Source organism: Albimonas pacifica (genome assembly GCF_900113695.1).
Taxonomy (GTDB): Bacteria; Pseudomonadota; Alphaproteobacteria; order Rhodobacterales; family Rhodobacteraceae; genus Albimonas; species Albimonas pacifica.
Genome location: NZ_FOQH01000007.1, coordinates 36934 through 52122, shown reverse-complemented (window position 1 = coordinate 52122; position 15189 = coordinate 36934). Strand labels below are relative to the sequence as shown.

The 15189-nt window shown below is 72.2% G+C and carries 15 protein-coding genes; 7 read left to right on the top strand and 8 right to left on the bottom strand.

Translation table 11 applies throughout. From position 1 onward, the window contains the following. Positions 1 to 35 precede the first annotated feature (35 nt). The 7 genes from BM064_RS15660 to BM064_RS15630 all read right to left on the bottom strand — a co-directional run bounded on the left by BM064_RS15660 (position 36) and on the right by BM064_RS15630 (position 6947). Complete coding sequence (locus BM064_RS15660) at positions 36 to 776, bottom strand: response regulator (RefSeq protein WP_092860964.1); 741 nt, start codon at positions 774 to 776, stop codon at positions 36 to 38. Between the two features lie 164 nt (positions 777 to 940). Continuing rightward, complete coding sequence (locus BM064_RS15655; RefSeq protein WP_092860962.1) at positions 941 to 2704, bottom strand: PQQ-dependent methanol/ethanol family dehydrogenase; 1764 nt, start codon at positions 2702 to 2704, stop codon at positions 941 to 943. A gap of 174 nt (positions 2705 to 2878) precedes the next feature. Continuing rightward, positions 2879 to 3670, bottom strand: a complete 792-nt coding sequence (locus BM064_RS15650; protein WP_092860960.1) for an ABC transporter permease — start codon at positions 3668 to 3670, stop codon at positions 2879 to 2881. Next, positions 3667 to 4392: an ABC transporter ATP-binding protein gene (locus BM064_RS15645; RefSeq protein ID WP_092860958.1), complete on the bottom strand. Its 726-nt coding sequence runs from the start codon at positions 4390 to 4392 to the stop codon at positions 3667 to 3669. Before BM064_RS15645 ends, BM064_RS15650 begins: the two co-directional genes overlap by 4 nt. After that, on the bottom strand, positions 4389 to 4814 hold the full coding sequence (locus tag BM064_RS15640; protein ID WP_092860956.1) for a hypothetical protein: 426 nt from the start codon (positions 4812 to 4814) through the stop codon (positions 4389 to 4391). The genes BM064_RS15645 and BM064_RS15640 overlap by 4 nt, the downstream gene beginning before the upstream one ends. A 1-nt stretch (position 4815) precedes the next feature. Beyond that, positions 4816 to 5778, bottom strand: a complete 963-nt coding sequence (locus tag BM064_RS15635) for a YVTN family beta-propeller repeat protein (protein WP_092860954.1) — start codon at positions 5776 to 5778, stop codon at positions 4816 to 4818. 2 nt (positions 5779 to 5780) lie between these two features. Continuing rightward, positions 5781 to 6947, bottom strand: coding sequence for an ABC transporter substrate-binding protein (locus BM064_RS15630; RefSeq protein ID WP_092860952.1), 1167 nt, complete (start codon positions 6945 to 6947; stop codon positions 5781 to 5783). A 163-nt stretch (positions 6948 to 7110) separates the two neighbouring features. Here BM064_RS15630 and pedF point away from each other — a divergent pair, with 163 nt between their 5' ends. The 7 genes from pedF (at position 7111) to BM064_RS15595 (ending at position 14021) form a co-directional block, all read left to right on the top strand. Next, positions 7111 to 7806: a cytochrome c-550 PedF gene (gene pedF, locus BM064_RS15625; protein ID WP_092860950.1), complete on the top strand. Its 696-nt coding sequence runs from the start codon at positions 7111 to 7113 to the stop codon at positions 7804 to 7806. Positions 7807 to 7945: 139 nt separating this feature from the next. After that, positions 7946 to 8719 (top strand): substrate-binding periplasmic protein, encoded by a 774-nt coding sequence (locus tag BM064_RS15620; RefSeq protein ID WP_245779186.1) that lies wholly within the window; start codon positions 7946 to 7948, stop codon positions 8717 to 8719. Positions 8720 to 8806: 87 nt separating this feature from the next. Next, on the top strand, positions 8807 to 9397 hold the full coding sequence (locus BM064_RS15615) for an SRPBCC family protein (protein ID WP_092860946.1): 591 nt from the start codon (positions 8807 to 8809) through the stop codon (positions 9395 to 9397). Between the two features lie 71 nt (positions 9398 to 9468). Further along, the gene (locus BM064_RS15610; protein ID WP_092860944.1) at positions 9469 to 9954 is read left to right on the top strand and encodes a (2Fe-2S)-binding protein; all 486 of its coding nucleotides are present in this window, start codon (positions 9469 to 9471) and stop codon (positions 9952 to 9954) included. 10 nt (positions 9955 to 9964) lie between these two features. After that, positions 9965 to 12343 carry a xanthine dehydrogenase family protein molybdopterin-binding subunit gene (locus BM064_RS15605; protein WP_092860942.1) on the top strand — a complete coding sequence of 793 codons (2379 nt, stop codon included), beginning with the start codon at positions 9965 to 9967 and terminating at the stop codon, positions 12341 to 12343. 52 nt (positions 12344 to 12395) lie between these two features. After that, complete coding sequence (locus BM064_RS15600; protein ID WP_092860940.1) at positions 12396 to 13193, top strand: FAD binding domain-containing protein; 798 nt, start codon at positions 12396 to 12398, stop codon at positions 13191 to 13193. 270 nt (positions 13194 to 13463) lie between these two features. Then, a complete protein-coding gene (locus tag BM064_RS15595; protein ID WP_092860938.1) occupies positions 13464 to 14021 on the top strand; it encodes a manganese efflux pump MntP in 558 nt (185 codons plus the stop codon). A gap of 5 nt (positions 14022 to 14026) precedes the next feature. On the opposite strand, the gene BM064_RS15590 is transcribed toward BM064_RS15595, so the two are convergent. Beyond that, positions 14027 to 15184 (bottom strand): M24 family metallopeptidase, encoded by a 1158-nt coding sequence (locus BM064_RS15590; protein WP_092860936.1) that lies wholly within the window; start codon positions 15182 to 15184, stop codon positions 14027 to 14029. Positions 15185 to 15189 lie beyond the last annotated feature (5 nt).

Genomic DNA, 15189 nt, shown 5'->3' with positions numbered 1-15189 from the left:
GCTGGCGGGGGCCTCCCTGCCGGTCTCCGCTCAGGCTAGGTCGCGCCCGAGGCGTCGTGCAATATCTTGCGGTAGCGCGCGTTCTGCGCGAGCAGCACCGCCTGCGTGCGCGAGCGGACGTTCAGCTTGCGCAGGATCGCGGTGATATGGGCCTTCACCGTGGTCTCGGCGATGCTCAGCTCCCAGGCGATCTGCTTGTTCAGCTGGCCCTCGCAGACCAGCTCCAGGATCCGGGCCTGCTGGGGGGTGAGCAGCGCCAGCCGTTCGATCGCCTGCTCGGTCTCGGAGGGGGTCTCGTCGCCCTCGACGAAGCCGTCGGGGCGGAAGGTCTCGCCGGCGGCGATGGCGGCGAAGGCGCGGGCGAAGACGTCGCGCGGGCTCTGCTTGGGCACGAAGCCCGAGGCGCCCGAGCGCAGGGCCGAGCCCACGATCCGGTTCTCCTCCAGCGAGGAGATCACCACCACCGGGGTGTCGCGCGCCAGCCGGCGGATGCGCAGCAGCCCCTCCATCCCCTCGACGTCGGGCAGGGTGAGGTCGAGCAGGATCACCTCCGGCGCCGGGCCGGATGCGAGCCGCTCGTAGGCGCGGGCGAGGCGGTCGGCGGTCTCGATCCGCGCCACCCCCATCTCGCGCAGCATCCCCGAGAGCGCCTCGCAGAACAGCGGGTGGTCGTCGATCACCAGCGCCGAGGCGAAGGGCGCGGCCGTCCCGCGGCCGGCGTCGGCATCCTGCGGCGCGCGGGGCGGCGGGGCGGGGGGCGCGGGGCTGGCGGTCATGGCTGGCTCCATCGCAGGCGTCATGCCGGTTTCCCTCTCACTCTAGCTCCGGGCGGGCCGGCAGGCGATGCCGCAGCGGCGGGCCGAAGCATGAACCCGGCGCCCGACGGGGCCGGAGGCGCGGAGGCCCGGCGCCCTGCAGGGAGCGCCGGGCCGGTTTCGGCTCAGTTCGCGGCGAGCTGGTCGGGGACGCGGAACGTCCAGACCATGCCGCCCTGGTTGAGGTAGTTGACCTTCTTGGCGACCTCGCCGCCCCACAGCGGCACCGCGCCCCCCCAGCCCGAGAGGACCGAGACGTACTGCTTGCCGTCCTGCAGCCAGGTGATCGGCTGGCCGACGATGCCGGAGCCGAGCTGGAAGGACCACAGCTCCTCGCCGGTCTCGTCGTCGAAGGCCTTGAACTCGCCCTCGGGCGTGCCGGTGAAGACCAGGCCGCCGGCGGTGGCCATCACCCCGCCCCAGAGGGGGGCGTCGTTCTTGTATTCCCACCTGATCTCGCCGGTCATCGGGTCGATCGCCTTGAGGGATCCGATGTGGTCCTCGAAGATCGGCTTGATGGTGAAGCCGGCGCCCAGATAGGCCGCGCCCTTCTTGTAGCTGATCGGCTCGTTCCAGATGTCCATGCCCCATTCGTTGGAGGGGACGTAGAAGAGGCCGGTCCTGGGGCTGTGCGCCATCGGCATCCAGTTCTTGCCGCCCAGGAAGCCCGGGACGGCGAAGATCGTGTCGCCCTTCTTGCCGTCGGCCGCCGCCGTCGGATCGCCGGGGCGGTTCGCCTCGTTGAAGATCGGCCGGCCCGTGTCGTCGATGCCGGAGGCCCAGGAGATCTCGCTGACGAAGGGGAAGGCGTCGACGAAGGCGCCGTCCTCGCGGTTGAGCACGTAGAAGAAGCCGTTGCGGTCGGCGGTGGCGAAGCGCTTGTTGCCCTCGCGGTCCTCGAAGGCCACGACCTCGTTGACGCCGTCGAAGTCCCAGCCCTCCCGCGGGGTGGTCTGGAAGTGCCACTTGATCTCGCCGGTGGCCGGGTCGATCCCGAGACGCGAGGCGGCGTAGAGGTTGTCGCCCGCATTGCCCTCGGTCGGGGTCCCGGCGTTGCGCAGGTGCGAGTTCCAGGGCGCCGGGTTGCCGGTCCCGAAGACCAGCGTGTCGGTGTCCGCGTCGTAGGAGCCGCCGAGCCAGGTGGCCCCGCCGCCGGTCTTCCACATGTCGCCGGGCCAGGTGGCGTTCAGCGTGCCGGTCATCGTCGAGGGCTGACCGTTCAGCGTGCCCATGTGGCCCTCGATGACCGGGCGGGTCCAGACCAGCTCTCCGGTCTCGGCGTCGCGGGCCTGCACCTCGCCGACCACGCCGAACTCGCCGCCGGAGTTGCCGGTGATCACCAGCCCGTTCACGATCAGGGGGGCGGCGGTGTAGGAGTAGCCGGCCTTGTAGTCGGCGATCTTCTTGTTCCACACCACGTCGCCGGTCTTGGCGTTCAGCGCCACCAGCCGCGCGTCCAGCGTGCCGAAATAGACCTTGTCGCCATAGAGCGCGGCGCCGCGGTTGATCACGTCGCAGCACGGCAGGATGCCCTCCGGCAGGCGGGCGTCATACTGCCAGATCTCGCGCCCGGTGGCCGACTCGATGGCCCAGATCCGGCTGTAGGAGCCGGTGACGTACATCACCCCGTCCTTGACCAGCGGCTGCGATTCCTGGCCGCGCTGCTTCTCGCCGCCCAGGCTGAAGGCCCAGGCCGGGACCATCTTCGCCACGTTCTCGCGGTTGATCGCGTCGAGCGGGCTGAAGCGCTGCAGGTGGCGGCCCATGCCGTTGGTGACCACCTGTTCGGTGAGGGTCGCGTCGTTGGCGATGTCGTCCTCGGTGACCTCGGCGTGGGCCGCGGTGATGGCGAGCAGCGAGGCGGTCGCGCTCAGGAGCAGTCGTCTCATCGGTCCCTCCCTGGGATGCGGGGCAAGCCGTTCGCCGGCTCTGGGGCGAGTATCGGCAGCGCGGGACGCTGCGGAAATTGCACCTTGGTCGGAGAGGCCATCGCGCTGCGATGATTGGGATTTCACGCGCGAAGGCGCCCCGCGGAGGCGGGGCGCGGGCCGGTCCGGGCGGCCTCAGGCCTTGCGGCCGATCAGGCCGCGGGCGGGGTCGTAGCCGCGCAGCGCCAGCCCCGCGAAGACCGCCAGCGCCAGCAGGGTCCAGCCGAGCGCCTCGGGGTTCGGTTTCGCGTAGAGCGCGAAGCGGATCAGCTCGACCGCATGGGAAAACGGGTTCAGCGCGCAGAGGTCGCGCAGCAGCGGCGAGGACTCGGCCATCTTCCACAGCGGGTAGAGCGCGGTTGAAAGGAAGAACATCGGGAAGATCACGAAGTTCATCACCCCCGCGAAGTTCTCCAGCTGCCGGATGAAGGAGCTGAGCAGCAGCCCCAGCGCGCCCAGCATCAGGCCGGTGATCGCCAGCGCGGGGGCGGCCAGCAAGTATCCCTCCCACGGCATCACGATGCCGAAGGCGGCGGCGAGGCCAAGGAAGGCGTAGACCTGGATCACGCCGATCGCGGCGCCCGCCGCCAGCTTGCAGAACAACAGCCACCCGCGCGGCAGCGGCGAGGTCAGAAGCAGGCGCATCGAGCCCATCTCGCGGTCGTAGACGAGGCTCAGGGAGCTCTGCATGCCGTTGAACAGCTGGATCATGCCGCAGAGGCCGGGGACGATGTAGACCTCGTAGGCGATGTAGGTCTCGTAGGGCGGCGTGATCGAGAGGCCCAGCGCGGCGCGGAAGCCGGCGGCGAAGACCACCAGCCAGACCAGCGGGCGGACCAGGGCGGCGACGAAGCGCTCTCGCTGGTGGACGAAGCGCAGGGCCTCGCGGGTGACGATGGCTTCCAGGGCGACGAGATGCGGGCTCATGCGGCGCGCCTCGAGGTCATCGAGAGGAACACGTCGGTCAGCGGCCGCGGGCCGGCGATGACCGACGCGGCGCCGTCGGCGACCACCCGGCCCCGGTGGAGGATCACCACCTGGTCGGCGGGCCGCACCTCGTCCACCAGGTGCGTGGCCCAGAGCACCGTCAGCCCCGCGTCCCGCGCCAGATCGTGCACATGGGCGGTCAGCGCCGCCCGGGCCTGCGCGTCGAGCCCCACCGTCGGCTCGTCCAGCAGCAGCACCGCGGGGTCGTGCATCAGCGCGCGGGCGATCTCGGCCCGACGGCGGTGGCCGCCGTTGAGGTCCCGGGCGCGTTCGTGGGCGCGCTCCTCCATCGACAGGCGCGCGAGGGCGGTGCGGGCGCGGCCCTCGGCCTCGCGACGCGGAATGCCGTGGAGGGCGGCGAAGTAGGTCAGGTTGCGCAGGACGCTCAGGTCCAGGTCCAGGGTGGGCTGCTGGAACACCGCCCCGATGCAGGCCAGCGCCCTGCGGGGGGCGCGGCCGAGGTCGTGGCCGGCGGCCTCGAGCCGGCCGTGGGGCGCCCGCATCAAACCGGTCAGCAGCGAGAACAGCGTCGACTTGCCCGCGCCGTTGGGGCCGAGCAGGGCGCAGAAGGCGCCTTGCTCGACGGTGAAGGAGACGCCGTCCAGCGCGGTCTTCGCCCCGTAGGCGAAGCGGACGTCCTCGATCCGCAGGCCGGGGGTCATTCGATGCTCACCTCCAGCCGCATCAGGTCGCCGGCGACGCCGGGGACCTGCAGGACGTAGCGGCCGGGCTTGATGGCGAGGAAGCCGATCTCCATCGTCCCCGCCTCGTCGAACTCCACGCTGTCGAGGCCCAGCGGGCGGATCTCCAGGCCCTCTATGACGATCTCGTCGATCCAGATGGCGCGGAAGAACTCCGGGCCGGTCAGGGCCAGCTCGGCGGAGCCGTCGGCGATGATCTCGATCTCGTAGTAGGTCCCGGATTTCAGGACCAGCGGCGCGTCCGCCAGCGGCATTCCGGCCGAGAGGGCGATCGGCGGCAGGTCCTGCCGGTTCTTCGCCGACAGCACGCCGGCGAGGCCGAAGCCCTCGGCGGAGGCGGGCAGGGCGGCGAGGCAGAGAAGGGCGGTCAGGGCGCGGCGCATGTCAGCCTCCGGAGGTCGGGCGGGCCGCGGCGCCCCAGGGAAAGCGGCCGACCTTGATCGTCTTGATCGCCTCGCGGCGGCCCACGTCGATCACGGTGACGTCGCCGGAGACGCCGTTGGTGGTGAACAGCAGCTTCCGGTCCGGTGAGAAGGCCATGTGCCAGACCCGGCGGCCGACGAGGATGTAGTCCTCGACCTCGAAGGTCTCGGCATTCACCACGGCGAGGTGGTTGGCGGGGCCCAGCGCGACGAAGACCGTCTTCTCGTCGGCCGAGAACTCGAACCCGACGGGCTGGATGCGGTCTCGGTGGATGTTGGGGATCGCGAAGCGGATTTTCGCGAGTTCCCGCTGGTCGTCCACGGCGAAGACCGTGACCGTGCCGCCGATCTCGGACGAGACCCACAGCTGCGAGCCGGCTTGCGCGAACTCGGCATGGCGGGGGCGGGAGTCGACGAGCGTGTTGGCGAACAGCGTCTCCGTCTCGGTGTCGATCCAGTGCGCCATGTTGGTGGTCTCGGAGGTGGTGATGGCGATGCGGCCGTCTGGGGAGACGGCCATGCCCTCCGGCTCGATGCCCACGTCGATCTGGGCGATGACGCGCCGGGTCTCGACGTCGACCACCGTGGCGATCGCGTCGTCCTCGTTGGCGATGTAGAGGCGCCGGTCGTCGGGATGCAGGACGAACTGCTCGGGGTCCTCGCCCGAGGGCAGGTCGTGCAGGATCTCGCCCGAGACCGGGTCCATCACCTGCACCGCGTCGCTGTCCGACGCGCAGATGTAGAGCCGGCTGAAGTCATGAGAGAAGGTCAGTCCGCGCGGCCGCTCCCCGGTCGGGATCGTGCGGGTCACCTCCAGCGTGGCGACGTCGATCACCGAGATCGTGTCGTCCTTCTCGTTCGTCACCCAGATCTCGTCCGCGAACGCGGGCGAGGCGAGGAGCGCGAGGCAGAGGGCGAGGCGCATGGTCAGTCCCTTGCGAAGGCGCGGCAGCCGCTCTCGCCCTCGTCCTGGCCGAGGGTGTCGAGGTCGCTGCGCGGGTGGAGGAACCCCTCCAGCGGGGTCAGCGCGACCAGCGCGCGGGGGTGGACCAGCGGCATCGGCTGGCGGAGCTGGCCGTTCCAGGGGCGGAAGGTCATCGGCCGGCCCTTGAAGCCCGCCAGCTCGAAGGCGTCCGACAGCAGGTAGGCGCGCAAGGCGTCCGCGTCGGCGGCGCCGGTGCGGGTCGCGGCCTCGCCCAGCGCGCGGACGGCGGCCCAGGCGGCGTAGTCCTCCGCGCGCATGTCGCGGCCGGCCAGCGCCTCGAACCGCGATTGCAGCTGGGCGGCGCCCCATTGCTCCAGCGCCGGGGACCAGGCGATGGGGGAGAGGCCCTCGGACCCCGCCATGATCGCGGGCCTCCAAGTGTTGAACATCATGTAGCGGGCGAAGTCGCCGGCCTCGTCGGCGACGACCATGACGTCGTGCGCGGCGAAGCCCTGCGTGAACAGCGGCGTCTCGCGGCCGGCGTCGCGGCGGATGTCGGCGTTCCATTCCCAGGTCTCGTCCGCCCGCACCCGCAGGCCGAACTTGTGGAAGCTGCGGCGCAGGGCGGCGGCGAAGGCGCGGTCGCCCGGGTGGGTCCCCTCGACCAGCGCGACATCGGTCCAGCGGCGCACGGTCAGGAACTGCGAGAGCGCATCCGCCCGCATCGCGTAGCTGGGGATGGCGTGCAGCAGGTTCGCCCGGCAGGCCTCGCCCCGCAGCGCGTCGTCCTGGGCGGAGGCGTTGAGGATCAACGCGCCCTGCGCCTCGGGCAGGTCGGCGAGCGCCAGCAGGGTCTCGGCCGGGGCCTTCGCCACCAGCAGGGGGGTCTGCGCCAGCGCGGCCCGCGCGGCCGCGAGGAAATCGCCGCCGGGGGGTACGACATGCGCGTCGAGCGCGTAGGCGTGGCCCAGGAACCGTCCGGTCTTCGCGTCGTCCGCCAGCCCCAGCCGGGCCCCGGCGAGGCCGAGGTCGCCCGGAACCGGATCCAGGTTCGAAAGGATCGGCGGCTGCTCCACCGACTGCTCCAGCCAGGCCACGCGCACCGCGAGCTCCGCCGAGGCGGGGACGGCGAGGGCCAGCGAGGCCAGGAGGGCGAGCGGTCGCAGCATGGCCCCGACGCTCGCTGCGGCAGGCCGCCGCGTCCATTCGACCATGGTCGGAGGCCGCGCCCGACGGTTTCGCCCGCCTATCGCCCGAAGGTCGAATACCGCCCCCCCACGGCCCGGCGCTATCGCTTGCCTAAGCGACAGAACCAACCGCCAGGGAGCCGACATGATCACCCCGCGCCTGAGACCCGCCGCCCTCGCCCTTGCGCTCGCCGGGACCGCCGGCCTCGCCTGGGCCCATGGCGACGTCGCCCCCCAGCCGGTGAACACCGACGCGCTGCCCGAGGTGGGCGAGGACTGGCTGACCGAGAACCCCTACCGCGCCATGGGCGACGAGGTCTGGGCCGCGGCCATCGAGGTCGGCGACAGCGGCTACACCCAGAACTGCGCCCGCTGCCACGGGCTGGGCGTGGTCTCCGGCGGTCTCGCCCCCGACCTGCGGTTCCTGGAGGCGGAGGAATACGGCGACGAGTGGTATGCCGAGCGGTTCCGCGACGGCTACACCCAGAACGGCGTCACCAAGATGCCGGCCTTCGGCGAGCTGCTGGGCCAGAAGGCCGCCTGGGCGATCCGCACCTATATCGAGACCCGGCCCGACGGCGACTCGCTCGAAGAGCACGCCGCCCGACTGAAGGAGATCCGCGACCAGCTCGCCGCCATGGCCGCCGGGCAGGCCGACGCCGAGCAGGTGGCCGCCGTCGCCAGCGAGCTGCAGGAGATCGCCGGGCGGATCGAGACCGCCTCGGGCGCGCCGGTGGCGGATTCGATCGCCTTCCGCGCCGCCCGCCAGCTCTCGGGGGAACGCGCGGACCCCGCGCGCGCGGCCGAGACGCTGACCATCGGCCTGAGCGCCGCGCACTGAGATGCCGCGCCGTCGTTCCGCTCCGGCGACGTTCGCGGCCGCCGCGGCCTGGGTCCTCCTTCTCCTCCCGGACCCGGCCGCGGCGCGTTGCGAGGACTGGACCCCCCAGGCGCGGCCGCAGAACGCCTCGCGCGACGTCGTGGGCCAGAGCCTCGACGACATCCAGGCCCGCGGCTGGATCGACATCGCCGTCTACGAGGATTTCCCGCCCTGGTCGTGGGAAGAGGACGGCGAGCCCATGGGCGTCGACGTGGCGCTGGGCCGGATCATCGCCGAGAGCCTGGGCGTGGCCCCCCGCTTCACCTTCGTGACCGCGGGCGAGACGCTCGACGACGACCTGCGCAACCACGTCTGGAAGGGTCCGGTGGTGAACGGCAGGGCGTCGAACGTGATGCTGCACGTGCCCTACGACAGCGACTACGCCTGCCGGGTCGAGCAGGTGGTCTTCACCGGCCGCTACTTCGACACGCATCTGGCCATCGCCTACCGGCGCGACGCCTATCCCGAGGATCCCCCGGTCCCGGCCTATTTCCGCTTCGACACGGTGGCGGTGGAGAACGACAGCCTCGCGGACTTCCACCTCTCGTCCATCGGCGCCGGGATGCTGCGGGCGAACATCCGCCGATATCCCTCCACCCCCGCCGCCATGCAGGCGCTGGCCCGCGGCGAGACCAAGGCCGCCATGGGCCCGCTGCACGAGCTGGAATGGGGGCTGACCTCCGGGCTGGCCGTGCACTCGCCGCCCCTGCCGGGGCTCTCGCGCGGGGCCTGGACGCTGGGGGCGGCGGTCCGCCACTCCTGGCGGCCGCTGGCCTATGCGGTGGGCGACGCGGTGACGGCGGCGGTCGAGGACGGGCGGCTCGCCGCGATCTTCGAGGCCCATGGCCTGAGCTGGACCCCGCCCGCCGACTGAGGCCCCCGCCTAAGGTCGAATGGCGCGGGCCGCCCGCGCCCTCCTACCCTCCCCCCAACGACAAGACCCCGACAGGAGACGCCTGCAATGGAACTCACCGGCGAACGGATCATCCGGGCGGACCGCGCCACGGTGTGGGCGGCGCTGAACGACCCCGAGGTGCTCAGGGCCTGCATCCCCGGCTGCGAGCGGCTGGAGAAGCTCTCGGAGACCGAGATGGAGGCCGAGGTCACCCAGAAGGTCGGCCCGGTGAAGGCGAAGTTCAAAGGGAACGTGACGCTCGAGGACGTGCGCCCGGCCGAGGGTTATCTCCTCTCGGGCGAGGGCAAGGGCGGCGCCGCGGGCTTCGCCAAGGGCGGCGCGCGGGTGGCGCTGGAGGATCACCCCGACGGCACGCGCCTGACCTACACGGCCGAGGCGCGGGTGGGCGGCAAGCTCGCCCAGCTCGGCTCGCGCCTGATCGACGGGTTCGCGCGCAAGATGGCAGACGAGTTCTTCGCCCTGTTCCAGGCGCAGGTGGAGGGCGCGGCCCCGCCGCCCCCCGCCCGGGACGAGGCGGCCTGGGCGCTGCCCGACGCCGCGCCGGCCAGGGAGCCCGAGATGGCGGGCGCGACGCCCGCGCCGGCGCCTGCCCCGGACCGGGAGAAGAAGGGCTGGCTGCGCCGCCTTCTCTCCTGACCGCCACGTCCGGCGCGCGGACGGGAGCGCGCGCCGCAAGCCAAGCCAGAACATCGCCAGGGGAGGATCAGATGCCCGGCATTTCGATGACCGTGAACGGAAAGCCCGTCTCGGGCGAGGTCGAGGGGCGCACCCTGCTGGTGCAGTTCCTGCGCGAGGACCTCGGCCTGACCGGAACCCATGTGGGCTGCGACACCTCGCAATGCGGCGCCTGCACGGTGCTGGTGAACGGCGAGAGCGTGAAGGCCTGCACGATGCTCGCCGCGACCGCCGACGGCGCGCAGGTGCGCACCATCGAGGGCGAGGCGAAGGGCGGCGCGATGTCCGTCGTCCAGGCCGCCTTCCAGGAGCATCACGGCCTGCAGTGCGGCTTCTGCACCCCGGGGATGGTGATGTCGATCACCGACCTGCTGCGGGTGAACGCCGAGCCTTCCGAGGCGCAGGTCCGCGAATGGCTCAAGGGCAACATCTGCCGCTGCACGGGCTACCACAACATCGTCAAGGCGGCGCTGGCCGCCGCCGCCGAGCTGCGCGCGCAGCCCGTCGCGGCCGAGTGAGGGGGCGGAGATGACCAAGATCACCGGCATCGGCGCCAGCTCCAAGCGGCGCGAGGACAAGCGGTTCCTGACCGGCAAGGGCCGCTATGTCGACGACATGAACCGCCCCGGCCAGGCGCATGTGCACTTCCTGCGCTCGGACATGGCGCACGGGCGGATCGTCTCGCTCGACGTCTCGGCGGCGGAGGCTGCGCCGGGGGTGATCAAGGTGTTCACCGCGAAGGATTTCGAGGGCGTCGGCGGCATCCCCTGCGGCTGGCTGATCACCGACAGGCATGGGCAGCCGATGAAGGAGCCCAAGCACCCGATCCTCGCCGAGGGCAAGGTGCGCCACGTCGGCGACCCGATCGTCGCCGTGGTCGCCGAGACCCGCGCCCAGGCGAAGGACGCCGCCGAGCTGGTGGAGCTGGAGCTCGAGGAACTCCCCGCCGCCATCGACATGCGCGCCGCCGTCGCGGGCGGCCCGCAGGTGCATGACGAGGCGCCGGACAACCTCTGCTACGACTGGGACTTCCCGGCCGAGAGCAAGGACGCCGTCGATGAGGCGATCCGCAACGCCCACCACGTCACCGTGCTGGAGCTGCGCAACAACCGGCTCGTCGCCAACCCGATGGAGCCGCGCGCGGCGCTGGGCGAATACGACGACGCCGACGACATGCACACGCTCTGGACCACCTCCCAGAACCCGCATGTGATCCGTCTGCTGATGGGCGCCTTCGTCCTCGGCCTGCCCGAGCACAAGCTGCGGGTGGTGGCGCCGGACGTGGGCGGGGGCTTCGGCTCCAAGATCTACCACTACGCCGAGGAGGCCTTCGTCACCTTCGCCGCCAAGGTGGTGAACCGCCCCGTCAAATGGACCTCCGACCGGGCCGAGGCCTTCATGTCCGACGCCCACGGCCGCGACCACGTCTGCAAGGTGGAGCTGGCGATGGACGCCGAGGGCCATTTCCTGGCGCTCCGCTCCACCACGCTGGCGAACATGGGGGCCTACCTCAGCACCTTCGCGCCCTGCATCCCGACCTGGCTGCACGGCACCCTGCTGGCGGGCAACTACAAGACCCCGCTGATCTTCACCAACGTCCGCGCGGTCTTCACCAACACCGTCCCCGTCGACGCCTACCGCGGCGCCGGCCGGCCGGAGGCCACCTACCTGATCGAGCGCGTGGTCGACAAAGCCGCCCGCGAGATCGGCATGGACCCCGCCGAGCTGCGCCGGCGCAACTTCATCACCCAGTTCCCCTACCAGACCCCCGTCGCCGTCGAATACGACTCCGGCGACTACAACGCGACGCTGGACAAGGTCCTGCAGGTCGCCGACCGCGCCGGCTTCGAGGCGCGCCGCGCCGAGAGCGCCGCCCGCGGCAAGCTGCGCGGCTTCGGGCTCGCGCATTACATCGAGGCCTGCGGGATCGCGCCCTCTTCGCTGGTGGGCGCGCTGGGCGCCCGGGCGGGGCTCTATGAGGCCGCCACGGTGCGGGTGAACCCGACGGGCTCCGTCTCGGTCTTCACCGGCTCGCATTCCCACGGGCAGGGGCACGAGACGACCTTCGCCCAGGTGGTCGCGGACAGGCTGGGGATCGAGGAGGGGGCCGTCGACATCGTCCACGGCGACACTTCCAAGGTGCCGTTCGGGATGGGGACCTACGGGTCACGCAGCCTCGCGGTCGGCGGCTCGGCCATCGTGAAGTCGGTCGACAAGATCGTGGCCAAGGCCAAGAAGATCGCGGCGCACCTGCTGGAGGCGTCGGAAGCGGACATCGCCTTCGAAGATGGAAAATTCTCCGTCTCCGGCACCGACCGCTCCGTCGCCTGGGCGGAGGTCTGCCTCGCCGCCTACGTCCCCCACAACTACCCGCTGGACGCCATCGAGCCGGGGCTGGAGGAGACCTCCTTCTACGACCCGGCCAACTTCACCTACCCCTCGGGCGCCTATGTCTGCGAGGTCGAGGTGGATCCCGACACCGGCAAGGTGCAGGTGATGTCCTTCGCCGCCGCCGACGATTTCGGCAACGTGGTCAACCCGATGATCGTCGAGGGCCAGGTGCATGGCGGCCTCGCCCAGGGCATCGGCCAGGCGCTGATGGAGGGCTGCGTCTATGACGAGAGCGGCCAGCTGCTGACCGCCTCCTACATGGACTACGCCATGCCGCTGGCGCGGGACCTGCCCAGCTTCACCGTCGACAACTCCGCCTGCACGCCCTGCACGCACAACCCGCTGGGGGTGAAGGGCTGCGGCGAGGCGGGGGCCATCGGCAGCCCGCCGGCGCTGGTCAACGCGGTGCTGGACGCGCTCTCGCCCTACGGGATCGCGCATCTCGACATGCCGCTGACCCCCTCGAAGGTCTGGGAGGCCATCGACGCCGCCCGCCCCGCGGCCGCGGCCGAGTGAACCCCCTCCGCTCCCGCCCCGGCGGGAGGGGACGCAGACGGGAGGACCCACGATGTACGATTTCCAACTCGCCCGCCCCCGCAGCCTGCCCGAGGCCGTCGAGGCGATGCAGGCCGAGGAGGCGCAGCCCCTCTCCGGCGGCCAGACCCTGATCCCGACGCTGAAGGCGCGGCTGGGGGCGCCCGGCACGCTGGTCGACCTGACCGGCATCGCCGAGCTGAAGGGGATTTCCCGCTCCGGCGACGTGCTGCGCATCGGCGGCGCCACGCGCCACGCCGACGTGGCGGGCTCGGCCGAGGTGCAGGGCGCGATCCCGGCGCTGGCCGCGCTCGCCGGCAAGATCGGGGACCCGGCGGTGAGGAACCGCGGGACGATCGGCGGCAGCCTGGCCAACAACGACCCCGCGGCCTGCTACCCCTCGGCGGCGCTGGGCCTGGGGGCGACGCTGCACACCTCCGCCGGGCGCGCCATCGCCGCGGACGATTTTTTCCTGGGCCTGTTCGAAACCGCCCTGGAGGAGCGCGAACTGCTGACGGCGGCGGCGTTTCCTGTGCCGCTCGCCGCCGACTACCAGAAATTCGAGCAGCCGGCCTCGCGCTTCGCCCTGGTCGGGGTCTTCGTCGCCCGCTTCGCGGACGGCGCGCGGGTCGCCGTCACCGGCGCATCGGAGGGCGGCGTGTTCCGCTGGGCCGAGGCCGAGCAGGCGCTGTCGGCCGACTTCTCCCTTTCGGCGCTGGACGGGATGTCCCATCCGGCCGAGGGCATGATCGGCGACCTGCACGGGTCGCCCCGGTATCGCGCGCACCTGGTCGGGGTGCTGACCCGGCGCGCGGTCGCGGCCTGCGGCTGATCCTCCTCCCCCAGCTCAGGGTCCTTGCCTGGGGCGGTCCTTCGCGGGCCGCCCCATTTTGCGTCCCAGGCGCCTGACGCAGCGCCCGACTGCAAATGCGTCTCAAGTTCAAGTGCATGATTCCGCTTTACTTTCCGCTCCCGCGCACCTATCTCGCCCGTCCCGCGCGGAGGTGGAGCGATGCCGCCCCTCCGCCCGGATTCTTTGGCGCGGCGACCCGGCGGACGGGGCGCCCCTGACCGCCGGTCCGACGTCCGCAGGAGGGCGGCCATGTCCCCCACCGCCATCGGGATCCTGGCGCTGACCCTCTCGCTCGACGCCTTCGTCGCCGCCCTGGGCCGCGGCGCGGTCGAGCGGCCGGCGGGCTGGGCGCGCGCCCTGCGCACCGGCGCGATCTTCGGCGCGATCGAGGCGCTGACCCCCCTGATCGGCTGGGGCCTGGGCGTGGCGGCGAGCCAGCACGTCGCCGCGGTCGACCACTGGGTCGCCTTCACCCTGCTGGGCGCGGCGGGCCTGCACATGACCTTCCACGCCCTGACCGCGCGCCCCGAGGCGCCGCGCCCGGCGTCGCTCTGGGGCACGGTGGCGACGGCGGTCGGCTCCTCGATCGACGCGATGGCGGTGGGGGTGTCGCTGGCCTTTCTGCAGGTGAACATCCTGGCGGTGGCGGCCGCCGTGGGCCTCGCCACCCTGGCGATGAGCACCACCGGCGTGCTCGCCGGCCGCCTGCTGGGCCGCCGCCTGGGGCGGATCGTGGGCGTCCTGGGAGGGCTGGCGCTGATCGCGCTCGGCGCCTCGATCCTGGCCGAGCACCTGGCCGAGGGCTGACGTCGTCAGATCGCCGGGATCTCCGGCCCGATGCGGGGCGAGAGGAACCGCGGACCGTCCTCGCGCACCACGATCACCTCCTCGTGCACCAGCATCCGGCCGGGGCCGAGGGGGATCGAGGGTTCCAGCGTCAGCACCATTCCGGGCCTCAGGGGCGTGAGGTCGGCGGCGATCAGCGAGGGCGGCTCGGTGAGCTGCATGCCCAGTCCGTGGCCGAGGCGGCCCACGTCCAGCTCCCCGCCGCCCAGCACCGCGCGCATGGCGTGGAACAGGTCGGCGGGCGTGGCCCCGGGGCGGGCGAGGCCGGCGGCCGCGTCGGCCGCCTCGACCAGCCGGGCATGGGCCTCCGCGACCTCGGGGGCGGGCGGGCCCAGCGACCAGTTGCGGTCGAAATCCGCGAAATAGCCGTCGCGCGACAGGCCGGCGTCGAGCATCGCCACGTCGCCGCGCTCCAGCGGCCGGTCCGAGGCGGGCGAAATCACGTCGCCGTAACCCCCCGGCGCCGCGCCGCCGGCGAGGTAGGGGACCTGGTCGGCGCCTTCCTCGAGGCACAGGATCTGGAAGCGGCGGAAGACCTCCGACAACGGCCGGCCGGGGATCAGGATTTCGGGCGCGCGGGCGAAGGCGCGGCCGGCGACGGCGCAGGCGGCGGCGATCTTGTCGATCTCCGCCTCCGACTTCACCATCCGCAGGGCGCGCATGATCCCGCGGTCGTCGCGGAACCGCCGCCGCCCGATCCGGTCCGCCAACGCGTGCCAGTCGCCGAGCGGCATGCGCAGCAGGCTCTCGCGCCCCATGGGCGTGCCGATCCCGGCGTCGGGCGGCGTGCGCTCGGCGAGCGTGGCGGCGAGCAGGGAGACCCCGTCGTCGGCGTAGTCGGGCGAGGACCAGGTCCACACGTCCCGGATCCAGGTCGCGCGCATCAGCTCGGCCCCGATGGAGGGGATCACGGCCACCGGATCGCCCTGCGCGGGGACCACCAGGAACCAGGGCCGGGTCGGGCTCTCCCAGAAGCGGGTGAGGAAGCCGGTGATCCAGCGGATCTCGGGCTCGGTGGTCAGCAGCAGGGCGGCGAGGCCCTCGGCGGCCATGGCGGCCTGGACCAGGGCCAGGCGGGCGCGGTGCTCGGCCTCGGGGAAGCCGCGGGGAGGCGGGCGGGTCATGGGCC